16 protein-coding genes are annotated in these 22,287 nt (G+C 45.6%); 10 read left to right on the top strand and 6 right to left on the bottom strand.

The window, feature by feature from the left end:
• Nucleotides 1–3: 3 nt before the first annotated feature.
• The 5 genes from BUA14_RS07355 to BUA14_RS07375 all read left to right on the top strand — a co-directional run bounded on the left by BUA14_RS07355 (nucleotide 4) and on the right by BUA14_RS07375 (nucleotide 7,673).
• Entirely contained in the window at nucleotides 4–1,392 is a 1,389-nt protein-coding gene (locus tag BUA14_RS07355; protein ID WP_011461542.1) for a cytochrome ubiquinol oxidase subunit I, read from the top strand.
• The gene (gene cydB, locus BUA14_RS07360) at nucleotides 1,383–2,387 is read left to right on the top strand and encodes a cytochrome d ubiquinol oxidase subunit II (protein ID WP_072772001.1); all 1,005 of its coding nucleotides are present in this window, start codon (nucleotides 1,383–1,385) and stop codon (nucleotides 2,385–2,387) included. Before BUA14_RS07355 ends, cydB begins: the two co-directional genes overlap by 10 nt.
• A gap of 107 nt (nucleotides 2,388–2,494) precedes the next feature.
• Nucleotides 2,495–4,264 carry a thiol reductant ABC exporter subunit CydD gene (gene cydD, locus BUA14_RS07365; protein WP_072772002.1) on the top strand — a complete coding sequence of 590 codons (1,770 nt, stop codon included), beginning with the start codon at nucleotides 2,495–2,497 and terminating at the stop codon, nucleotides 4,262–4,264.
• Nucleotides 4,261–6,024 carry a thiol reductant ABC exporter subunit CydC gene (cydC, locus tag BUA14_RS07370; protein WP_072772003.1) on the top strand — a complete coding sequence of 588 codons (1,764 nt, stop codon included), beginning with the start codon at nucleotides 4,261–4,263 and terminating at the stop codon, nucleotides 6,022–6,024. The genes cydD and cydC overlap by 4 nt, the downstream gene beginning before the upstream one ends.
• A 245-nt stretch (nucleotides 6,025–6,269) precedes the next feature.
• On the top strand, nucleotides 6,270–7,673 hold the full coding sequence (locus BUA14_RS07375) for a sodium:proton antiporter (RefSeq protein WP_072772004.1): 1,404 nt from the start codon (nucleotides 6,270–6,272) through the stop codon (nucleotides 7,671–7,673).
• 158 nt (nucleotides 7,674–7,831) lie between these two features.
• Here the strand turns inward: BUA14_RS07375 and BUA14_RS07380 are convergent, their stop codons facing one another.
• Entirely contained in the window at nucleotides 7,832–8,383 is a 552-nt protein-coding gene (locus BUA14_RS07380) for a hypothetical protein (RefSeq protein ID WP_072772005.1), read from the bottom strand.
• 241 nt (nucleotides 8,384–8,624) lie between these two features.
• Here BUA14_RS07380 and BUA14_RS07385 point away from each other — a divergent pair, with 241 nt between their 5' ends.
• The 4 genes from BUA14_RS07385 to BUA14_RS07400 all read left to right on the top strand — a co-directional run bounded on the left by BUA14_RS07385 (nucleotide 8,625) and on the right by BUA14_RS07400 (nucleotide 13,740).
• The gene (locus BUA14_RS07385; protein WP_072772006.1) at nucleotides 8,625–10,853 is read left to right on the top strand and encodes a YcdB/YcdC domain-containing protein; all 2,229 of its coding nucleotides are present in this window, start codon (nucleotides 8,625–8,627) and stop codon (nucleotides 10,851–10,853) included.
• 252 nt (nucleotides 10,854–11,105) lie between these two features.
• Nucleotides 11,106–12,071, top strand: coding sequence for a DUF2935 domain-containing protein (locus tag BUA14_RS07390; RefSeq protein ID WP_072772007.1), 966 nt, complete (start codon nucleotides 11,106–11,108; stop codon nucleotides 12,069–12,071).
• A gap of 135 nt (nucleotides 12,072–12,206) precedes the next feature.
• The gene (locus BUA14_RS07395) at nucleotides 12,207–13,148 is read left to right on the top strand and encodes an NAD(P)-dependent oxidoreductase (protein ID WP_282433340.1); all 942 of its coding nucleotides are present in this window, start codon (nucleotides 12,207–12,209) and stop codon (nucleotides 13,146–13,148) included.
• 94 nt (nucleotides 13,149–13,242) lie between these two features.
• Nucleotides 13,243–13,740: a PspC domain-containing protein gene (locus BUA14_RS07400; protein ID WP_072772009.1), complete on the top strand. Its 498-nt coding sequence runs from the start codon at nucleotides 13,243–13,245 to the stop codon at nucleotides 13,738–13,740.
• Here the strand turns inward: BUA14_RS07400 and BUA14_RS07405 are convergent.
• Nucleotides 13,737–14,294, bottom strand: coding sequence for a hypothetical protein (locus BUA14_RS07405; protein ID WP_242954586.1), 558 nt, complete (start codon nucleotides 14,292–14,294; stop codon nucleotides 13,737–13,739). The two genes, BUA14_RS07400 and BUA14_RS07405, sit on opposite strands and share 4 nt — an antisense overlap.
• Before the next feature lie 434 nt (nucleotides 14,295–14,728).
• Between BUA14_RS07405 and BUA14_RS07410 the strand changes: the two genes are divergently transcribed.
• Nucleotides 14,729–16,978 carry a cell wall-binding repeat-containing protein gene (locus BUA14_RS07410; protein ID WP_072772011.1) on the top strand — a complete coding sequence of 750 codons (2,250 nt, stop codon included), beginning with the start codon at nucleotides 14,729–14,731 and terminating at the stop codon, nucleotides 16,976–16,978.
• Between the two features lie 136 nt (nucleotides 16,979–17,114).
• On the opposite strand, the gene BUA14_RS07415 is transcribed toward BUA14_RS07410, so the two are convergent.
• The 4 genes from BUA14_RS07415 to BUA14_RS07430 form a co-directional block, all read right to left on the bottom strand.
• Nucleotides 17,115–18,476, bottom strand: a complete 1,362-nt coding sequence (locus BUA14_RS07415) for an FMN-binding glutamate synthase family protein (protein WP_072772012.1) — start codon at nucleotides 18,474–18,476, stop codon at nucleotides 17,115–17,117.
• A gap of 159 nt (nucleotides 18,477–18,635) precedes the next feature.
• On the bottom strand, nucleotides 18,636–19,016 hold the full coding sequence (locus BUA14_RS07420) for a RidA family protein (RefSeq protein ID WP_072772013.1): 381 nt from the start codon (nucleotides 19,014–19,016) through the stop codon (nucleotides 18,636–18,638).
• 204 nt (nucleotides 19,017–19,220) lie between these two features.
• Complete coding sequence (locus BUA14_RS07425) at nucleotides 19,221–20,609, bottom strand: tryptophanase (RefSeq protein ID WP_072772014.1); 1,389 nt, start codon at nucleotides 20,607–20,609, stop codon at nucleotides 19,221–19,223.
• A gap of 131 nt (nucleotides 20,610–20,740) precedes the next feature.
• Nucleotides 20,741–22,099: an amino acid permease gene (locus BUA14_RS07430; RefSeq protein WP_072772015.1), complete on the bottom strand. Its 1,359-nt coding sequence runs from the start codon at nucleotides 22,097–22,099 to the stop codon at nucleotides 20,741–20,743.
• Between the last annotated feature and the right edge of the window lie 188 nt (nucleotides 22,100–22,287).

Consider the following 22,287-nt stretch of genomic DNA (forward strand, 5'->3'; position numbering starts at 1 on the left):
AAGTTGACCGAACTAATCTTATCCAGGTTGCAGTTTGCGGTGACAACATCCTATCATTTTTTATTTGTGCCGCTGACTCTGGGGCTATCCGTCCTCGTTGCCCTCATGGAAACTTGGTACGTCAGGACGGGGGATGAAACCTATAAGAAAATGGCCAAGTTCTGGGGTAAGCTCTTTCTCATTAACTTCGCCATGGGAGTCGTGACAGGGTTAGTCCAGGAATTCCAATTTGGGATGAATTGGTCTGAGTATTCCCGGTTCATGGGGGATATCTTTGGAGCACCCTTGGCGATTGAAGCACTTTTAGCGTTTTTTATTGAATCGACGTTTTTAGGGGTTTGGATTTTTGGTTGGGATAAATTATCCAAGAAAGTCCACTGTATGAGCATTTGGCTTGTAGCTATTGCCAGCAATCTATCGGCTTTATGGATTTTAATCGCCAATTCTTTTATGCAGGAACCTGTGGGTTATGTCCTACGCAATGGCCGTGCAGAAATGGTGGATTTTTTGGCCGTAGTGACCAATCAGCACGTTTTTTATCAATTTCCGCACACTGTGCTGAGCGGATTTACTACGGGGGCCTTCTTTGTCTTAGGAATCAGTGCTTATCATCTCGCCAAGAAAAAGCATGTGGATGTTTTCATGCGGTCGGCAAAATTTGCTTTGATTTTCGGCATCATTAGTATTTTTGGTGTCCTGGGCATCGGCCATGCTCAAGGCATGCATTTGGTTGAATCCCAACCTATGAAGATGGCTGCCGCTGAGGCCCATTGGGAAACAGAGAGCCCTGCCGGATTCAATGTGTTTGCTATTGTCGATAAAGAAAACAATACCAACAGTTTTGAGATTAAAGTTCCTGGTGTATTGAGTTTTATGTCCTATGGAACCTTTGATGCTGAGGTCAAAGGGATGAATGAATTACAAGCTGAAGCTGTCCAAAAGTACGGCGAGGGAAATTATATTCCCCCGGTTACCTCCTTGTTCTGGTCTTTCCGGATTATGGTGGGTGTCGGCAGTTTATTGGTCCTGATCGCTTTGCTGGGGGCTTTCCTATATAAGACGAAGCGTTTCGAAAATACGATGTGGTTCTTAAAGCTTCTTCCCTGGATGATTCCATTGCCCTATATAGCCAACTTGACGGGGTGGTTCCTGGCAGAACAAGGCCGTCAGCCCTGGATTGTTTATGGTCTGCAGAAGACGGCGGATGGACTTTCCACTTCTGTACCCGCTGCCTATATCTGGACCAGCCTGATTGGCTTTACTCTGCTTTATGGTATTTTAGCCATTGTTGATGTGTACCTCATTCTGAAGTTCGTCAAGCGTGGACCTGTTGAGGCTGAGGATGAAGATTCCTCAACTGATGTAGCGAAGGGGGCATCATTATGGACTTAAATATTCTGTGGTTTATCCTGATTTCCGTACTCTTCATCGGTTTCTTTTTCTTGGAAGGCTTTGACTATGGGGTAGGGATTCTTCTCCCCTTCATGGGTAAAAACGATACCGAGCGCCGCATCGTGATCAATACCATCGGGCCGGTTTGGGATGGCAATGAAGTATGGCTGATTACCGCGGGCGGTGCTATCTTTGCCGCATTCCCCAACTGGTATGCCACTCTCTTCAGCGGTTTCTATTTAGCTCTTTTCTTTATCCTGGTGGCTTTGATCGTACGCGGCGTAGCTTTTGAATTCCGCAGCAGTGATCGCTCTCCGCGCTGGCGCTCCGCTTGGGATGGAGGAATTTTCGTCGGCAGCTTGCTTAGTGCCATTCTCTGGGGTGTGGCAGTTACCAATATCTTGCGGGGTGTGCCTATCAATGGGGAGATGCAGTATGTGGGGACCTTCTTTGACCTCTTATCACCTTACACACTCCTTGGCGGAGTCACTACTCTCCTTCTATTCACCGTACATGGCGCCCTCTATCTGACCTTAAAGACGGAAGGTGAAATGGTTCGGCGGGCTTGGGGCATAGCTAAAGCAGTAAGCGTTGCAGCTCTTGTAGTTCTTGTCCTTCTCGCGGCTATGACCTATTTCCAAACTGATCTTTTCTTAAGCACTCCGGCCACCCTGGGAATTCTGGTCTGTGCCCTGGCCATGATTCTGACCGTGCTGTTCACTTACAAGAAAGCCGCTGGCAAGGCATTTATAGCCAGCAGCCTGACTATTGCATCTTTGGTGCTCTCCGTGTTCTTAGGACTTTTCCCACGGGTTATGGTGTCCAGCCTGAATCCTGAATGGAGCCTGAATATTTATAGTGCTTCATCCAGCCCCTACACCTTAAAGATCATGACGATAGTCGCTTTGACTTTAGTGCCGATTGTTTTGGCTTATCAGATCTGGACCTACTGGGTATTCCGCAAACGGGTCACAGCGAAGGATGTTCATTATTAAGCAGGAAATCAATAATAATTGCTGAAAAGTTATCAATCATGTAAACTAAGGATAAGATATTTAATTTTAGGGGGATGGGGCAAGTGATTCTTGCCCCTTTTTAAATTATGCTTGATAAGCGTTTGATGCGGGAAGGCAAACATGTTAAAAGATACCTTTCAGGAACCATAGCCCTTGGCGTAGGAATAGCTGTGCTGGCGATTATTCAGGCCTGGCTGCTCTCCCAGGTGATTGCCCAAGTCTTTCTGGAAGACGCACCTCTTGGGCAAGTGGAAGGATATCTTCTGGCTATTTTGGGTGTCATCGGAGTACGCGGAATTTTTCAGTATTGCAGTGAAGTAACTGCCCGTGAGGCGGCCATCCGGGTAAAGGAAAGGGTAAGGGTGCAGTTTCTGCATAAGATCCTTGCGCTGGGGCCCGTGTATGCCCGGGGTGAGCGGGGAGGGGAGCTGCTCAACACAGCCGTAGAGGGAATTGAAGCCTTGGATGATTATTTTGCCCGCTATGTCCCTCAACTCATTTTAGCTGTTTTAGTACCAGTGCTTACGTTTGCTTTTCTCCTGCCTAAGGATTTTCAATCTGCTCTTGTCTTAATCATAACCGGCCCCCTCATTCCTTTCTTCATGATCCTGATTGGCAAACTTGCTGAGAAAAAGTCTTTACGGCAATGGCAAAGCTTAAGCCGTATGAGCGCCCATTTTCTTGATATGCTTCAAGGCTTAACCACCCTGAAGCTGTTCGGGCGGAGTAAGGACCAGGCTACAGTGATCGGCCGGGTCAGCGAGGCCTTTCGGAAGAATACCATGAGCGTCATGAAAGTAGCTTTTTTATCGGCTTTTGTCCTGGAGTTTATGGGTATGATCAGCACCGCAGTCATTGCCGTAACCTTGGGTCTTCGTTTGATTAATGGCACGGTTCCTTATGCTGAGGCGCTTTTCATTCTGATCTTAGCTCCGGAGTTTTATTTGCCCTTAAGAACCCTTGGTTTGTCTTTTCATGCGCGACTCTCCGGGAGCAATGCTGCCCAGCGTATTTTCGAAGTCTTAGAGATAGAGAACCAACTGGAATCTGAGTTGAATGCGGCTGGATTGGGCAGAGAGGCAAAGGAGCCCGGTCATTTGTTCAGGGGAGATCGAGGTGCGCCTTGGCTGGCATTTAAACAGGTGGATCTGTGCTATGAGCAAGAGGGGGAAAGGGTTTTAAAGGATATTAACTTTACCCTCCGCCTTGGTGAACGGGTGGCTCTAATTGGACCCAGTGGCGCGGGCAAAAGCTCAATTCTGCAGATTCTGCTTAGGTTTGTAGAACCGACACAGGGAAAGATACTGATTAATGATACAGTATTAACCAGGATCCCGCCGGCAACTTGGCGGGAGATGATTTCTTACGTTCCCCAGAAAACTTATCTCTTTGCCGGGTCGATTATGGAGAATATTCGCTTCGGTAACCCTGAGGCAGCTTTAGCAGACGTGGTAAAGGCTGCACAACTGGCCATGGCCCATGAGTTTATCACCGAACTTCCCCAAGGCTATGATACCCTTGTGGGCGAGGGAGGGGCTCGCTTAAGCGGAGGGCAGGCGCAACGCATAGCCATTAGCCGGGCCTTTCTTAAGGATGCACCTCTGTTGCTGTTGGACGAAGTGACCAGCGGCTTGGATAACGAAAATGAAAAGGATTTGCTGATAGCCTTGGAGGGCCTTTGTCAGGGCAGGACTGTAATTTTTACTACCCATCGCATGAGGACGACGATTCAGGCGGATCGGATCCTGGTACTTGATAAGGGGAGGATTATTGAGGAGGGCTCTCCACGGACCTTACTCAATAATCAAGGACTATATACCCATTTCGTAAGCACCTATGGGAGGGATGAGGAATGAAAAATCTGGGGTGGATTATCAAAGAAATGCTTCCTCTCTGGCCCAGGGTGTGTTTGGCTTTGCTGTTAAGTGCCCTGACCGTTACCAGCCACATCGGTTTGATGGCGACTTCTTCCTACCTGCTGGCTCGGGCAGCCTTGCAGCCCCCGATTATGGATTTGATGATCACGATTGTGGGGGTTCGTTTCTTTGGGATTTCCCGGGCGGTTTTCCGCTATTTTGAACGCCTGGTTTCCCATGATGTTACCTTTCGGGTGTTAAGCCGTCTGCGGATGATTGTTTATGAGGGGATTGAACCATTAGCTCCTGCCCGGCTTAAAGAGTTGCGCAGCGGGGATTTGCTCAGCCGCATTGTGGGGGATGTGGAAGTACAGCAAAATCTGTTTTTGCGGGTCCTGGCTCCTCCTCTTGTGGCCGTGCTGGTTTTGCTCGGCTATGGAGGTTTTCTTGCTTATTTTAATCAAGGATTCACTATGATCCTGGCGGCTTTTTTTCTGGCTGCAGGCGTTGTTCTTCCTTTGCTTGTCCGGGCTTTAGGAAAGGGTATCGGCCAGATGAAAATTCAGGCCAAAGCCAAGATGTATACCTTTATTTTGGATAGTTTGCAGGGAATGCCGGAAATGCTGGCCTTTGGACAGACCGAAGCTGTGTTGCAGCGGATTCAAGAAGCCCAAAATGAACTCAGTCACTCTGAACGAAGAATGGCTAAGGTAACAGGAACAGCAAATGCCCTGATGGGGATGAGCACTCATTTAGGAATGCTGGCTGTCCTGGTTCTGGGAATAATTCTCGTAGAGGGAGGACAGCTTGACGGGGTTTTATTGGGTATGTTGGCTTTAGGGGTACTGAGTAGTTTCGAGGCTGTAGCGACCCTGCCGGCCGGCCAGCCTTATTTGGAGGAAAATGAGGCGGCGGGAAGGCGCCTTAAGCATTTAATCGATGAAGGACATCAGCTTCTGGAGAAGGAGAAAGGCGGGCTGGATGCCCCCGGCTTCAATGATGGAGCGGAGGAAAAGTGGAGCTTTCAAAATCGTGAACCTGAGCTTGCCTTTGAGAATGTGCGTTTTCGCTATGAGCCGGACGGCCCCTGGGTATTGGATAACATTTCTGTTAAGATACCAAGCGGCAGACGGATTGGTATCGTGGGTCAAAGCGGAGCGGGGAAGAGCACCCTTGTTAATCTATTGGTTCGATTTTGGGAACCCTCTGCCGGGGAAATCCGCTTGGGCGGAGTAAACATCAAAGAATTAACTCCTCAGGTTGTTCGGGAAAACATGGGTATAGTTGCTCAAAAACCTTATCTTTTTCATGCTACAGTCAAAGAAAATCTCTTATTGGCCAAGCTGGAAGCGACTAACGAAGAGTTATACGAAGCAGCTCGCAGAGCAAGAATTCATGATTTTATTCTTTCTCTTCCTCAGGGATATGATTGCTTAATCGGTGAAGAGGGGATGAAGCTTTCCGGTGGGCAGCAGCAGCGTCTGGCCATTGCCCGCGTCTTACTTAAAGATGCTCCTATCCTTATTTTTGATGAAGCGACCAGTGGACTGGACCCGGTTACGGAACGGGAGCTTAAAGAAGAACTATTTGCTTTGACCGAGGATAGGACACTCATCGTGATTACTCATCATCTTGAACTTGTTAAAGATATGGATGAAATACTGTTGTTGGAGAAGGGAAGAATTCTTGAGCAGGGGAAACACGAAGAGTTGATGAGAAAAGAAGGTCAGTACCGGCGTCTATGGGAAAATGGCAGCTAATTTTAATTATTTGTTAGCGGATGCTATCCCTTTTGGTTAATTCCGTTTTTTAACTCCATTGTGATAATTGTGAAACTGAATAGAAACAGAAAGTTGTGCTTTTTAGTATTGTTCATAAGGAGAGTTGTGTTGTAACATAGAGGTAAACAAACTTTTTCTGTTTTGAGCTCTCTTTCGTGGTGCGAAAGCTGAGCGAGCTATTAAAAAAAAGCTGCTTTGTCTGCCGAAAAATTTAAGGAGGAAAAATGGAACACTCTTTAGGAACATTATTACCATTATATTCAGTCATTCCTTTTGTCGGTATGTTGTTGTCCATAGCCCTCGGACCTGTTCTGTTCCCTAAGCTCTGGCATCATCACTTTGGGAAGGTATCGGCTGCCTGGGCAGCATTGCTTGCGGTTCCGTTGATCGTAGTTTATGGAAAACAAGGTGTTGATGAGTTGCTCCATTTGCTTATCGCTGATTACATCCCCTTTATTGTTCTCATCGGCTCTTTATTTACAGTGGGCGGTGGAATTTTAGTTCGTACATCCCTCAAGGGGACCACTTGGGTCAATGCAGGTTTCCTGACAATCGGAGCTATTGTTGCTTCATGGATGGGGACTACAGGAGCTGCTATGCTATTGATCCGCCCCTTCCTGCGTGTGAATAAAGATCGTAAGTATAAGGCCTTCATGGTGGTCTTCTTTATTTTCATGGTTGCCAATGTAGGAGGAGCATTAACCCCCTTAGGGGATCCGCCGCTTTTCCTGGGTTTTTTGCATGGAGTCCCTTTCTTTTGGACCTTGCGTCTTATTACTCCCATGGCTGTCGTACTGGCCGGGCTATTACTCATTTATATTGCTTTTGATAAGTACTATCTGGCTAAAGAGCAAAAAGAAGGGGGCCTGGCCCTTGCTTCATTTTATGGCGATGGAGCGGCAGCTCAAGACCTTTCCGGTGCAGGTTCGGCGCCAGGGAAAAAGTTAGAAATTCTAGGGGCCCAAAACTTTATTCTGTTAGCCGTAATTATTGGTGTGATTCTTTTTAGCGGTTATGTTAAGATGAGTGAAGTATCGATTTTGGGGGTTCATCTTGGCTGGCAGGATGTTATTCGCAATCTGGTTCTTGTGGTCATTATGGTGATTTCCATGAAAATCACACCCAGGGCAGTTCGTGAAGAAAACGAATACTCCTGGGGCCCCATCCTGGAGATTCTTTATCTTTTCTTCGGCATCTTTGTTACTATGGCGCCTGCTTTAGCGATTTTGAAGGCCGGAGAGTCCGGAGCCTTGTCTTTTATCACTGCGGCAGTTAAAGAACCGGCTCAATATTTCTGGATTGCCGGAGCATTATCCAGCTTTCTGGACAATGCCCCAACCTATCTGACTTTCTTTAGTACCGCTTTAGGGCAATTCTACCCCGGTATGGCTGAAGCGCCTGCCGTGGCTCAGTTTTTAGCCGATCAGCCCTTATATCTCCTGGCGATTTCCGCCGGTTCCGTGTTCTTCGGAGCGGTCACCTACATCGGCAATGCACCTAACTTTATGGTCCGTTCTATTGCTGAGGAATCCGGAGTGAAAATGCCCAGCTTTTTTGGCTATATGGTGTATAGCTTCTGCATTCTGCTTCCCCTCTTTGGAGTAGTGACCTGGTTGTTTTTTCTCTAAGATTTAAAGACTCGGCATATCACCTCATGAGCAATTTAATATGCGAATGATACAGAAACAAAAACTCCCGATAGAAAGGTCTATGTGAGTCACAGACCATTTTCACGGGAGTTTTACTACCTTATCAGCTGTTAAGCTTAATTAAAAATTTTACGGAATTAGAGTAAATCCTGAAGATTGGCAAAGGCAACAGGCTCTTCTTCCACTATATCATTAATCAACCATACATCATCATCTTTTATTAACTCTAAAACAACACTGTAGCGATTCAAGGTTACGACATCATGGGTCAGAACCTTTGCTTTAAATTGCATTTTAACTAAGCTTGAATCCGGAGCAGTTTTTTCCAGATCCAGGACTAAGGCGCTTTCCACGGTCGACCTGGCGTTAACGGCTTCGGCTGCGGTGAAGCTTTTCTCAAGAGAACTCCTATAGATCGGTTGATAATCTTGTGTCAGAAGGGGCAGAAGCTTTAGACCTTCTTCCAAATAGTTATCCAAAGTATAAGTATAATACCTTTTTGTAAAATCGAGTGCTAAAGTTTCTATCTCCTTGCGCTCGGTTGGGGTAATGGGGTCGGTGAAAGCAGCGGCCAGAGCAGGTTGAGCGGAGGAATTAAGAGTAGAGTGCGCCGAAAAACCAGGAATCCAATGACCAAGAAGAAATATGGTAGCTAAGAGAACGGAAAAGGCCCAAATGCTGCGTTTCATTTTCTTCTCACTCCTGTTCAATTTAGTACTTATATAACTATTCTGCAAAAAAAGCAAAACACCTTCTGATTATTGTAAATGTTTAGAAAAATGTATTATATTATAAATAGTAATAAAAGCATAATGATTAACAATAATTAATTTATTTTTGCTTTGCTTTTCAGCGTCATATTGGTCGTGAGTTTTTCGTCTATAATGGTAATAGAGGTTGAAAAAGACAAGGTAAGAAAGGAATGGAAAAATGAATAAGAAAAAAATGCATAAGTTAGCAATTCCTATGGCTGTGGCCTTATTAGTGCAGGGTACACTACCTGCCTCCGTGATGGCGGCATCTGAGGTGAGTGCGAAAACCATAAGTGCGGTAGAAACAATTGCCGCGCCGGCACAGGTTAAAGTGAGTTTGGAAGATGCCATTAAACTCGTTAAAAATAACTTTACTATTCCCGCAGCCTATACAAAGTTTACTTCGGGCTACAATAACTATAATGAAAGAGAGACTTGGTCCTTAAATTGGAATTCCACAGATGATGCCGGAGGTAGTTTTAACGCTCAAGTGGATGTAAGCACCGGTGAAATCATTCATATGAACAGCTGGAATCCTGCAAGTTCATCTTCGCAGACCAGTGTTCCCAAATATTCCTATGCAGAGGCTAAAGATATCGCTCAGGGTCTGGTGAACAAAATTCTGGGAGATCGGCTCAATCAGATGGAATTGGTGCCGGAAAACACACAAATCACTCCTGTCATAGATTATGGCTATACGACCTATTCCGTGCAATGGAAGCGGGTGGCCAATGGCGTTGCTTTCCCAAGCAATGGTGTATCAGTTCAAGTGAATGCTTATGATGGTACGATTACAAGCTATTCTCTCAACTGGAGCAAAGAAAGCATTCCCGATCTCAAGGATGTCATCAGTGCAGACAAGGCTCGTGAGGCATTTGTAAAAAGTAATCTTCTCCAGCTGCAATATTTCCTTAACTACGGCATTAGACCGCTGGATAGTCAGGAAAAAGATGCCAAGAAAGATGCCCTTTTAGTTTACAAATTAAGCAATCAATCTTTCAGCGGTATGATTGATGCAAAAACGGGGGAACCCCTAAAGCTTAACTCTGGCGAATGGATTAATAGTGATGCCGCTTTGGACGCAATCGGTGGTATGGGTGGAATGGCGAAGTCCTCAGAAAATGCCTTAGCGCCGGCCGAACAAAAAGAAGTGGATGATGCATCTAAACTGCTTACGAAGGAGCAGGCTATTGAAAGCGTCAAGAAATGGGTGGAAATACCGGACAGCCTCACTCTGCGCGGTGCCAATCTTGGCTTGGAAGGTGGCTTAAGCCAGAAACGTGTCTGGTCCTTTGATTGGAGTCAAGAGGAAAGCACGGATGGATACAACTATGCCTCTGCCCGGGTGGATGCGGCCACTGGTGAAGTCCTTGGGTTTAGTACCTATTCTCCTAACCAACAGCCCAAAAGCCCGGATGCTATTGAGCGAACTGCGGCAAAAGCAATTGCCGATGCTTTCATCAAGAAAATTCAACCTGACCGGGTTCAGCAGGTTGAGTATTTAGAGGCTATGGACAATGGTCAAAAGTATCCCGAAGATCAACCCAACCACGATTTCAGCTATGAGCGGGTTGTTAACGGAGTACATGTCCCCGGCAACGGTTTCTCCGTCTCCGTAGAACGCAATACCCAAAAAGTTGTCAGCTATAACATGGATTTCGCTGATGTGAATTTCCCGAATATCTCCCAGGCCATGGACCAAAAACAAGGTGAGGATACCTTCTTAACGAAAAGACCTTTGGAACTTAAATATGTTCAAATTTACAAGAATGGTCAATTATCAGATATCCGCTTAGTGTATCAACCTAAAATGGACAACAGTTTTGCCGTTTCCAACATTATGGATGCTAAAACCGGTGAATTCCTTGATTGGCAAGGCAAGCCCATTAAGGAGCAGCCAAGACCCTATAACTTCAGTGATATCTCAGGCAGCTTCGCTGAGGAAGAAATCAGACTCCTTGGCCAGGCCGGAGCATTTGGTGAGTATGGTGATCAATTCAGACCTGATGAGCATGTCACCGTAAAATCGTTGCTAAGCTCCATGCTGATCGCCAAGAATGGCGTCTGGTCCTATCAAGGATTAAGCGATGAAGAGCTCTTGAAGCAAGTCAAGGAACTGGGGTGGGTCAAAGAGAACCTGTCACTGAATGATCAGGTCAGCCGTGAGTTTCAAGCCAAATTAGTGGTTCGGATGCTGCAATTGGAGAAGATCGCTCAGCTTGAGGAGCTCTTCCAGGCTCCGTATGAGGATGCCGATACCTTTAGTGATGGTAGTCTTGGTTATATTGCTTTAGCCAAGGGGCTGGGCGTCATGAACATCGAGGGAAATAAATTTGAATCCACCAAGAAAATGACTCGTGCCGAAGCTGCTTATGCCTTAGTCAAAGCGTTGCAATCCAATCGTTAAATTGGAGGGCGCATCCAAAATACAAGGATAATGAGAAAGACTGTAAGAGGTGTGAAGGCCTCTTACAGTCTTTCTTAGTATATCGGAATGGGTAATTTGTCTATATTTGATGTTTTGCTATAAAGAGCAGGACTCAAACTGCGTAATGGAATAAAAAGGATTGTGTGGATAGGTTGCTATAGACGCTCTTTCTGAATATGCTGTGTCAGAAAAAACTATGCCCTGGGGCATTTATGGAAAGGAGTTGTCTCTATGAGTACCCTGCCAATGACTGGCGATTTCATTCGGGAATCCCTGGAATTGCATCTTTTTTGGGCCAGGATTATAAAAGAGCATCTCATCTTTTTGGAAAGCGGCTTTATGTGTAAAGACGCAGATTGGATGCAGGAAGCGGATGCTCTCAAATGCCGGTTTGAAGAAATTCTCCATGAAGCCAATTGTTTGGCTGATGGAAAAGTGGGCATTGAAGTGATGAAATCGGGAGAGCTGTTTACCAATAAGACCCTGAAGGCGGAGCAAAAGACCCAGGAACTTACCTGTATACCGATAAACTCTCAGTTGACTGTAGAAACCATGAGCTTACACCCTTATATGGGCGTGGGGATGGGTATGGTTCCTTGTGAGCAGGAAATAGCCGAACAAGTCTATGCATTAAACGAAAAGGCTCTGGCCTGTGCAGGCGGTGTCTATGAGTATACGGAACGGGCATTAAAGGCAATTCTACAGTGCTGTATCACCAGTCATAATTTCCCGTCCCTGTATGAACATCAAATGAAAGAAACAGAAATGTATATGAAGCAGATCAGGAAACTGCAAAACCATCAGTATACGGATCCCACCTGCCACATGGTGGAAATGCAAATGTTCTGGGACCATATTATGCAGGAGCATGCCGAAGTGATCAGCCATTTGCTGGACCCCAAAGAAAAGGCCATGATTACCCAGGCTGACCATTTTGCCCAAGCTTATGAACAGCTCTTAAATCAGTTGGGAAATGGAACAGTACCCGACCAGAGCTTCAGGAGAATTACCAATGAAACCATCCGGGTAACCGGAGAGTTCAAGGACTTTAAAGCCGCGGGAACGGATGCCATCCTATGCTGTCAGTTGCGATCCCTGATCCTTCCCTTGCTGGCCGATCATGTCTTAAGAGAAGCGATTCACTACCTGCGCATTCTTGGCTTACCCTTACCGGAGTTCAAAGGCGGAAAAGGATAAGCGAATCAAAGGAAAGGGAATCAAAGGGACAGGTCCAGTTTTGCAAAGTTGATGGAGCATTGCAGAGTCTTAAAGGTGGTGCGATGCTCCTTTTGATTTTCTCTGAGGAGGATAAGCTGTTATAATATTATAGAAGTGTTAAGAAGTAATGGGCTTAGGAAAGGCAAATGTAGATTTTGCAGAAGGAGAGAAATAGCAACAATGAGCAAAGGAAATCTTAAAATCGGCTTTGTAGGTACTGGAGTCATGGGCCGCAGCATGGTCAAAAATCTCCTGAAGGACGGGTATTCTGTAGCGGTTTATAACCGGACGAAAAGCAGTGCTGAAGAACTTTTTTCCTCAGGCGCGCAGTGGGTGGATTCGGTAGCCGAGCTTGCCAAGTTATCCGATGTGGTGATCACCATGGTGGGCTATCCTAAGGATGTAGAAGAAGTTTATTTAAGTGAAGAGGGACTGATCGCCAATGCTAAGCCTGGAAGTGTTCTTATTGATATGACGACTTCCAGTCCTCTTCTGGCCCAGAGGATTGCTCTGGCAGGGAAGGCCGGTGGAATTGATATTTTGGATGCACCGGTATCCGGTGGGGATGTGGGGGCCCAAAGCGGCACCCTGGTCATCATGGTGGGCGGAGAAGAAAGGGCATTCAGCGCGGTTATGCCGATCTTTGCAGCGATGGGTAAAAATATAATCCTGCATGGACCTGCCGGTGCAGGACAATATACGAAAATGGCCAACCAAATCACCATTGCGGCGGGAATGGTTGGAGTTTGCGAAGCGATAGCTTATGCTCAAAAAGCTGGCTTGGATCCCAGCCGGGTCCTCGACAGTATCGCCGGAGGAGCAGCGGGCAGTTGGTCTCTAAGCAACCTTGGGCCAAGGATGATTGCCGGAAACTTCGAACCGGGTTTTTATGTAAAGCATTTTATTAAGGATATGAACATTGCTTTAGAATCAGCCAAAGCAATGGGGTTGATGACTCCCGGTCTTGAGCTGGCGAGAGCACTTTATGAACAATTAGCTGCTGAGGGAGAGGAAAACAGCGGCACTCACGCTTTGTATAAATTATATATGAAGTGAAGCAGGGGATAGTTAGAGGCAAATCGCAGCGGGTGCTATCATTATTAAACAATTATTTAGCGAATTTTGGAGATGGTGCAGGGGGAATTTAATTATGACCAATCGTTTGTATCGTTCTTCAAGGGAAAAAATGATCGGTGGAGTATGTGGTGGACTGGCCGAGTATTTCGATGTAGATGTCACCCTGGTTCGTTTAGTTGCTCTTATCACCTTATTGATGGGTGGAGCCGGCATCTTTCCTTATATTGCCGCCTTATTTGTTGTCCCCGGCGATCAGAGTGAGGGCCCTCTTGCGTCCGGAGGGCAGGGGGGACATGTAGAAGATATAGTGGATGAAGTTGTCCAAAACGTCAAGAATACTGCCCGGGATTTCGGAATAGATTCCTTTGCCAACTCCACATCCTATTCCGGATCATCCTATAGTTCGAATAAGAAATACTCTCAGAGCGGCAGGACAGCTGGGCTGATTCTGATTATTCTTGGCATCTTTCTGCTGGTCAACCAGTGGTTCCCGGTATGGGAGAGCATAAGTAAAATGTGGCCCCTGGTTTTAATCATGATCGGAGCCGCATTGATTTGGAAAAGAGTTTAAAGACCAATTCGTTTCAGAACCAGTCCACCTAGTTTTTTAGCTAAAGGTAGGCCTACCCTTTTTGCCAAAGGGAAGCCTACTTTTTGTATTAAGGGCAGAGCAACTTTTTCAGCAAGGGGAGGACCCAAACGATCAGCAAGCTGGGGAGCGATATTTCGTGCTAAGGGTGCTCCAAATTCCCGGGCGAAAGCGGGGCCAAAGCTCTGCAGAAAATTAACACCTTGCTTTTGCAGAAGAGATTTGAGTTCGGAGTTAACATCAGCCGGGGCTGGTGGGGCAGGTTTCGGTGTTAAATTCGGAGTGCTGGTAGAATTCGCAACCGGTTGCGAATTTGTCAAGTTGGTCTGCACGGGATTTAAATTGCTTTGTAAAATAGAATTTGCTGGGAGTTGTGCAGATGGCCGTTCGAGGGTTTGTGGAGGAGTGGAAGATGGTGAAGAAGATGAGAGGGGGCTTGCGGGAAGGTTATTTATATTATATTGAAAGGACCGAGAATTAGCCTGAGGAGTATCTAAAGAATTGATTTGAGGCTTAGCCGGCGAGAAAAGATGCATTTCATTCCCTCCTATATGGATAAACGAGTCATTACCCAATACACACTTACACATTATTATAATCCAAAATATTCCATGTGGCTTATATAAGTTACCGATCAAGTTGTACTATTTTAGTTCTTTACACAGACGTTTATACTGACGCCGAGCTTATTGAATCGATATTATGATGTATATTGTATTGTATATCATACGTATATTATATTGATTATATATGATATATAAATATATTGTAAAAGTATATATTATTGATTCCCAATAATATACTAGTGACTTATGTGGATTATTGATATAACATTGATATTGCGTTGAGTGATTGCAGAAAGCAAGATAATGTATATAGATTGGTATATCAATAATATATACATTATGCTGCTAAACGATGCAGTTACCGACGCAGAAATAGCATTATATTATAGGGGGCAGATATTCGAATGAAGAAGACAAGAGCTCGTGTCGTATCCAGTGTTATAGCTGCAGCTATGGTTCTTGGCACAGCTTTGCCAGCGGCCGTATTGGCAGACACCCAAGTACCTGCTGAAAGTAAAGAATCATTGAATCGTCTGCACGGTGAGAATCGTTTTGAAACTGCGGCGAAAGTTGCCACAGAAGGTTGGGAAACCTCTAAAGCAGTGATTCTTGCTTCCGGCAAACAGGAAAATTTGGTGGATGCTTTGACTGCAGCACCTTTCGCTAATTCTATTGATGCACCGATTCTGCTGACCAATGGTGCGGATATTCCGGAAGCAACCATCGAAGCACTTAAGACTCTAAAAGTAGAAGAAGTTTACACCGTAAGCGGTGCCATTAAAAAAGAAGCTTTAGAAAAGATTTTTAAAGAGAATAATTTAGAAATCGCCATTAAAGAAGAATTAGGCGGTAAAGATCGCTTCGAGACGGCTAAAAATATTGCCAGCCACCTTGAAGATGTAGAGGGAATCATGATAACCACGGCATATAAATATGCCGATGCGCTTTCCGTAGCTTCTATTGCTGCCGCGAAGAATATGCCTATACTCCTGGCCGATCAAGATGGGCTGCCTGAAGTCGAAGCGGCATACCTTGATGAAATCAAGGACCAAGTGAAAGCAACCTATGTACTGGGTGGGGAAATACTGATCAGCAAAGAAGTATATGAAGAATTGCCCGGAACCGATGGTGACAGCAAGATGCGTATTTTTGGCGATGACCGTTTTGATACTAACTTGGAAGTATTAAAAACTTTCACTGATCTGGAGTATAGCAAGGTTTATGTGGGCAATGGTTATGATGAGCATCTCGTGGATGCCTTGGTTGTATCGGCTCTTGCCGCCAAAACCAATTCTCCTATCGTTTTGGCTCAAAAAGAACTCAGCAAAAAAGCAGAAGATCTCTTGCTTCCTAAATTGGGAGAAAAGAGCATTGTGGCTGTAGGTGGAACTACCGCTGTTACAGACAAAGCTCTTACCTTTAACCATGTGCGTCCCCAAGATTTCGCTGTCATGCAGGTATCCGGTGTTAACGGTTACAATGTAGGACTTCAAATCGTTGATGGAAGCGCGCGGGATTTGGCAAGTGTTGAAGTGACCCTGTACAGAGGGGAAACCGTTCTTGCCAAAAACACCAGTATGAATAAGCTCTTTAATTCTTACCCCACCGCAACCCAGCTTTCCTCTCCTTTCAATATTGATGGAAACTTTTCTGCTGACGGTTACTGGTCTTACGGTAAGTGGAACGGAAGTGTTCTCGATGTTCCTACCAAAGCAGTTATCAAAGTGACTTATTTGGATGGTCGTGTCTATGAAGTCGTTAATACAAAGCTTGCCGGTAATCCCGAAGAGCTTAACCAAGAAGCCCTCAATCACGTCAAAGCTGAAGACTTTGGTGTCATGCAAGCGTCTGGAGTTAATGGCTATAGTGTTGGATTTTCCTTAGTGGATAAGCTTCCTGTAGATTTACAGAGCATTGAAGTAAGCCTGGTCAAAGTAGAAACGATTAAAGATGAAGATGGCGAAGAACAGCAAATTAAAGAGACCATCCTGGCAACCAATAAAGCAACCCGTGCTACAAATGCCAAGCTCTTTGAATTAACCGGTCAACAGCTTTCTTCTCCCTTCAATATCGATGGCACTTTTGAAAACGATGGTTACTGGACCTATGGTGATTTCAACGGAACTGTTGAAGATGTCCCTACCAAAGCTATCATCACCATTCAATACCAGGACGGACGTAAATTTACCGTTCAAAATACCGAGTTAACCGGAGATCCTAAACTTCTTGCCGCACCTGCTATCGTTTCCGGATTAGCTGAAGAATTAACTGTAGGGGAAACAGTCGATTTTGCGGTGACCACCGCTCCCAACAGCTTTGTTGCTGAGCCGGCAGCGGCTACCACCAAAGTTCGCGTCAAGATTACTTTAACCCAAGGGAATAAAGAGAACATGGTTCTTCAATATCTTGAAAATGACGGAACCTATCAAGCACTTCCTTTGGATGCAGAGAACAGCGCCTTTTATGGTCCTGAAACCGGGTTCCCTTTCCTGAATGCTGCAAGCCAGTTCAAAGTAGCCTTCAGCGAAGCCGGGACCTATAAGTACAACTTGGAAGTCGTGACCGTTGCCGAGGAGGGTCAGCAAAGTGAAGTCCTTGCTTCCACCATGGGTGAAGTGGTTGTCACCAAAGCACCTGCAGAAGGCAACGAATAAGACGACTTAGATAGAGAATTTACAGGGCAGTGTTTGAAAATGAATAGGAGACACTGTCGAAGAAACTAGTTAAGGAGGGGATTGCCCCTCCTTTTTCCTGTCTAAATAGCAATGAAGTTATCTGGTTACAATCGTGTTATCTGGCTGCCAGGGGGGAACCCCAGTAATTTGCTGCCGGAGTGCCTGCATAGCCGATCTGGAGGTTTCTGGCCAGCTCAGGATCCAGGCAAACCAGGTCCTCCCGGCCCAGTTCCTGAATAGTTTTTTTACCCATGGCCTGAAGGGCCATTTTCAGCTCTTCCTGACAGGAGAGGAGAAAGTTGGCAAGACACCGGCTTCCTTCTTCTATATCAAACTCCTCGGCAAGGGAGCCGTTATACAGTGCCAACTGATGAGCAGGATGCTGAGGAAGAGCTTTGGTGATTTGACTTTGGAGTGCAGCTATAATAGCGATGGACCCTATGTAGACGGCATCGGCGCCTAGAGCCAGGGCTTTGAGGATTTCTCCCGGAGTACGGAAACCTCCGGCTGCGATGACTGTGAATTGTTCCCTTAGGTTCTGCCCTTTCAGCCAATTGATCGTTCTTCCTAAGCCAAAGAGGGTAGGTAAGCCCATATCATCTTCCAAAGTAGGGGAAGAGGCTGCGGTTCCGCCTTCTTGGCCATCGATACAAATAAAATCGGCCTCGGTTTTGGCGATGACTTCCAATTCCCTTTCCATAAAGTGGGTGGCGGCAATTTTGATTCCTACCGGTACGGAGTACTCTTTTTTCAGCTTTTTGATGAGTTTAACGAGGTCTTCCGGTGAATTGACTTCGGGAAAGCGGGAGCTCTTTCCGGTGCTGCCTCCTTCATCGATTTTCCAGAGCACCCGGAGGTGTTCATCCATATCCTCTTCCATTACAGAAGAAGAGACAGCACCGCCCCAGGCACCTTGTCCCAGCTGAACCTCAATGGCATCCACCAGCTCCAGCTGCTCGGGAGAATTCAGCCAGCCGCCACGATTATACTGACCGATCAGGAAGTCAGCGGCCTCCCGCTCTTCTTCAGATACTGCCGATTCCCCGGTGTTGGTGGCTGTTCCGGCTGTTGAGGCCCCTTTGGCCAGAGCGATTTTCATGGGCAGACTCAGTGAACCTCCATAGGACATGCCGGTGATGATAATAGGGGTATCCAGTTTGAGAGGCTTTTTGGCTTGGGGGCCGATGACCACTTTAGTGTCAATGATTGTATCGTCCGGGGTAGGGAGTTCAAAAAGCTGTCTTGGGTTCAATAACAACTGCTCCCAAGGGGATAAACGCAGAGGGCTGCCCATTGGCCTTGTAAGTGCCTTTCCTGTCTCTGCTCGAATCCCTGCTTCAATCACAGCCCGCAAAGTCAGTTTTTCAAAGGTTGTGGTCATGACCATGGGGTTATTTGGATAAGACTCGGTAAGCATGTTCTTTAGCATACCATCTGTTAAAGGGTTCATTAAACGCAGCATCAATTCGTTAATCATGCAAAACACCTCTTTTGTTAAGTTGTTATAGTATGTGTCTTTTGCAAAGATTTATCGGTATGCATAGAAAAACAGAAAGTATATAGCGCAAGCTTATACTTTTCTGAAAGTGATAAAAACAGCCACGACTGAGAAAGTCGTGGCTGGTATTTCCCTATGTTAGTCGGCTAAAGCAATGGCTTCAATCTCAATGATGGCATCTTTGGGGAGGCGGGCTACTTGTACTGCTGAACGGGCAGGCGGATTCGTTGTAAAGAAGGTTCCGTAGATTTCATTCATGGCGGCAAAATCGTTCATATCTCTCAGAAAAACCACCACTTTAACCACTTTATCCAGGGAGGTCCCGGCACTCTCTAAGATGTTCTTTACATTTTCCAAGGATTGTCGGGTCGCTTGACGTATATCGGCTTCTAGTTCACCGGTCACAGGATTAAGTGGTAATTGCCCTGAAGTGAACACCAAATTTCCCACTTTGATTCCTTGGGAATAGGGACCGATAGCGGCAGGAGCCTTATCGGTGTGTAAAACATTGATAGACATAAATTAACCTCCTGTTTAAATGCTCTTGGAGCAAATCAAATAAGTTTAAAAGGCTTATGTTGATAGTGAGTTTATTATAACACTAATCAAAGATGGATGTCTCAAAACGGCCTGAATGTTTTTGCATCACTGTTTGTCAATAAAAATGAGGGAAGCCCGGTGCCCTATCTACAATGGGGTTTCCGGGCTTCCCGCTCAGTAATATTATTCGATGGGTGCCAGTGATGCCTGGAAGTGACGCAGAATGGGGGGTTCCCAAGTGATTTTATATCCGCGCTTAATGGTGTTGGCCCGATTCTTAATTTCTATCAAGGCATCAGCCATAATGTCAAGATGGGCTTGGGTGTAAACGCGGCGCGGTATGGCAAGGCGGCTGAATTCAAAGTCGGCCTTTAACTGTTCTCCGGTATCCGGGTCGTTGCCCAGCATATAGGAACCAATGTCACAAGTCCGAATGCCGGCTTCTTTATAAAGCTCCACGCAAAGAACTTGAGCAGGAAACTCATAGTAAGGAATATGGGGGAACATCGCAGCAGCATCTACAAACACGCCGTGGCCGCCGACCGGGGACTGATAGGCAATACCGGCATCATCTAAGCGAGCTGCCAGGTATTCCATTTGACCAATCCGGTAACGGAGATAGTTTTCATCGATTCCTTCGTAGAGACCGATGGCCAGTGCTTCCATATCGCGACCGGAAAGACCGCCATAAGTGAAGAAGCCTTCATAGCTAATGCAATTAGCTTTGATTTTTAAGACCAGCGGCGAATCGGCATCTTTAACACCAAGGAGGCCGCCCATATTGACGATAGTGTCTTTCTTAGCTGACATAGTGAAGAGCTCACCATAGCTGAACATTTCACGAACAATGTCTTTAATGGATACGTCCTTGTATTCTGATTCATCCCGTTTGATGAAGTGAGCATTTTCCGCATAGCGGGCTGCGTCGATGCACATAGGAATACCATATTTTTTAGCTAAAGCAGAAACTTCACGAAGATTTTTCATGGAGACGGGTTGTCCGCCGGCAGAGTTGTTGGTGATGGTCATGACAACCAAACCAATGTTTTCCGGACCCTTTTCCTTGATCACTTCTTCCATCTTGGCAACGTCCATATTTCCTTTAAAGGGAGCGCGTTTTGATGGATCTTTGGCTTCTTCTACTACGCAGTCAATAGGTCTGGCACCAGACAAGATGACATGAGCGCGAGTGGTATCAAAAAACATATTGGAAATTGCAAATTTACCTTCGCTGAGCAATAAGGGGAAGACAACTTTCTCTGCTGCCCGACCTTGGTGAACAGGCTGGATATAGCCAAAGCCAAAAATATCCTTGCCCGCTTCCATGAGTTTAAAGTAGCTGGAAGCTCCAGCGTAGGCCTCATCGCCTCTCATCACACCAGCCCACTGCTCCTGGCTCATAGCATTGGTTCCGGAGTCAGTTAGCAAATCGATGTAGCAATCCTCTCCTTTTAAGTTGAAAAGGTTGTAATTAGCCTTGGCGATTTTCTCTTCTCTTTCTTCTTGGGTAAGCATCCGCAAGGGTTCTACCACCTTAATACGAAACGGTTCGGGTACATACTTGATTGCCATAACAAATACCTCCATTTAATTTTTATTCATACCCCGGTTATCGAAATGATGAGCGGTCGGTATTTGGCATAGTAATTGGAACAGAGTTCTGTCTTAGTTTTTATGCAAGATTCATGCCAATGCTAAGGTTTTTATTTGCTTTCTCTTGATTTTTTGATTTTGAAGCTGATCCAGAGGATGAGCAACCAAATGGGAAGCACCCATACAGCCATTTTCATGCTTTCAGTAAACGCCATAAGGATGACAATCATTACAAGGAAGGCGGCGCAAAAATAGTTTGTGTAAGGGTGTAGGGGAGTCTTAAAGTGAAGAGCATCGCCTTCACCCTGAGCAATTTTTGCCTTGCGGAATTTAAGGTTTACGATAATAATTGTAGTCCAGGTAATAACTGCGGCAATGATCGCTACAGCCATGAGATACGTAAAGATTTTGCCGGGCAACAGGAAGTTGAGAATAACACCGACTAAGGTAATTCCCGAAGAGACCAGCACTCCGGCGACAGGAATACCCCGTTTGTTTAATTTGGTAAAAAGCTTCGGAGCATTGCCTTGCATAGCCAGGCTGTACAGCATGCGTCCATTGCTGTAGACGCCGCTGTTGTACACGGAAAGGGCAGCGGTCAGAACAACGACATTGAGGATGGTGGCAGCCGCGGGAATGCCAATTTTCGAGAAGATCATAACGAAGGGACTTCCGTCAGCACCCACTTGATTCCAGGGATAAAGAACCATCAGGACAGATAAGGCTCCCACATAGAAAATAAGAATTCTCCACATAACTTGGTTGATGGCTTTAGGAATGGATTTTTTCGGGTTATCAGCTTCACCGGCCGTGATGCCAATGAGCTCAATTCCGCCAAAGCTGAACATGACAGGTACCAAAGAGAGCAAAATGCCAATCATGCCGTTGGGAATAAACCCGCCGTGAATCCAAAGGTTATCAAATCCTGTAGCTTCACCGTTGATTCCAGAGAAGATAAGAAATAATCCGAAGACAATCATGCCGATAATTGCCACAACTTTAACAATCGCAAACCAGAATTCAAATTCACCAAAGGTGCCGACACTAATAAGGTTAAGCAGAGTAATGAGGACGAGGCATACCAGGGCAGTTAGCCAGTGAGGAATGTCAGGGAACCAGAAATTGATATAGATCCCGACGGCAGTCAATTCAGCCATGCTTACGACGATATAATTGAACCAATAATTCCAACCTGAAAGAAATCCGGGAAATTCCCCCCAATACTTATAGGCAAAGTGACTGAACGATCCGGAAACAGGTTCATCAACGGCCATTTCCCCTAACATTCTCATGATGAAAAAGATAACTAATCCACCAATAAGATAGGAAAATGTGATTGCGGGACCGGCCAGTTCAATCGTTGCAGCAGAACCGTAAAAAAGACCTGTGCCAATCGCTCCTCCTAGAGCGATCATTTGGATATGCCGGTTTTTTAGACCGCGGTGCATACCGTTTTCTTGGTTGCTCATAAAATTTCTCCTCCCGATAATGTAATTGAATAGTGCGTGCTTTATGATAATGCAAATCCCATGCCAAAAATAATTGCAAAACTATTAAATATTTTAGGATATTTTCTTGTATTTTATAGGGTAACTGTCGAATCGTTGCAAGAGAATAAGGACAAACATATCTAAAATAAAAATGTGATAAGAAAAGT

The sequence above is a fragment of the Desulfitobacterium chlororespirans DSM 11544 genome (genome assembly GCF_900143285.1).
Taxonomy (GTDB): Bacteria; Bacillota; Desulfitobacteriia; order Desulfitobacteriales; family Desulfitobacteriaceae; genus Desulfitobacterium; species Desulfitobacterium chlororespirans.

Excerpts from the sequence above, each read along its gene's own strand:
- cydB (WP_072772001.1), top strand. The coding sequence starts at position 1,383 with ATGGACTTAAATATTCTGTGGTTTATCCTGATTTCCGTACTCTTCATC.
- cydD (WP_072772002.1), top strand. The coding sequence starts at position 2,495 with ATGCTTGATAAGCGTTTGATGCGGGAAGGCAAACATGTTAAAAGATAC.
- cydC (WP_072772003.1), top strand. The coding sequence starts at position 4,261 with ATGAAAAATCTGGGGTGGATTATCAAAGAAATGCTTCCTCTCTGGCCC.
- BUA14_RS07375 (WP_072772004.1), top strand. The coding sequence starts at position 6,270 with ATGGAACACTCTTTAGGAACATTATTACCATTATATTCAGTCATTCCT.
- BUA14_RS07380 (WP_072772005.1), bottom strand. The coding sequence starts at position 8,383 with ATGAAACGCAGCATTTGGGCCTTTTCCGTTCTCTTAGCTACCATATTT.
- BUA14_RS07385 (WP_072772006.1), top strand. The coding sequence starts at position 8,625 with ATGAATAAGAAAAAAATGCATAAGTTAGCAATTCCTATGGCTGTGGCC.
- BUA14_RS07390 (WP_072772007.1), top strand. The coding sequence starts at position 11,106 with ATGAGTACCCTGCCAATGACTGGCGATTTCATTCGGGAATCCCTGGAA.
- BUA14_RS07400 (WP_072772009.1), top strand. The coding sequence starts at position 13,243 with ATGACCAATCGTTTGTATCGTTCTTCAAGGGAAAAAATGATCGGTGGA.
- BUA14_RS07405 (WP_242954586.1), bottom strand. The coding sequence starts at position 14,294 with ATGCATCTTTTCTCGCCGGCTAAGCCTCAAATCAATTCTTTAGATACT.
- BUA14_RS07410 (WP_072772011.1), top strand. The coding sequence starts at position 14,729 with ATGAAGAAGACAAGAGCTCGTGTCGTATCCAGTGTTATAGCTGCAGCT.
- BUA14_RS07415 (WP_072772012.1), bottom strand. The coding sequence starts at position 18,476 with ATGATTAACGAATTGATGCTGCGTTTAATGAACCCTTTAACAGATGGT.
- BUA14_RS07420 (WP_072772013.1), bottom strand. The coding sequence starts at position 19,016 with ATGTCTATCAATGTTTTACACACCGATAAGGCTCCTGCCGCTATCGGT.
- BUA14_RS07425 (WP_072772014.1), bottom strand. The coding sequence starts at position 20,609 with ATGGCAATCAAGTATGTACCCGAACCGTTTCGTATTAAGGTGGTAGAA.
- BUA14_RS07430 (WP_072772015.1), bottom strand. The coding sequence starts at position 22,099 with ATGAGCAACCAAGAAAACGGTATGCACCGCGGTCTAAAAAACCGGCAT.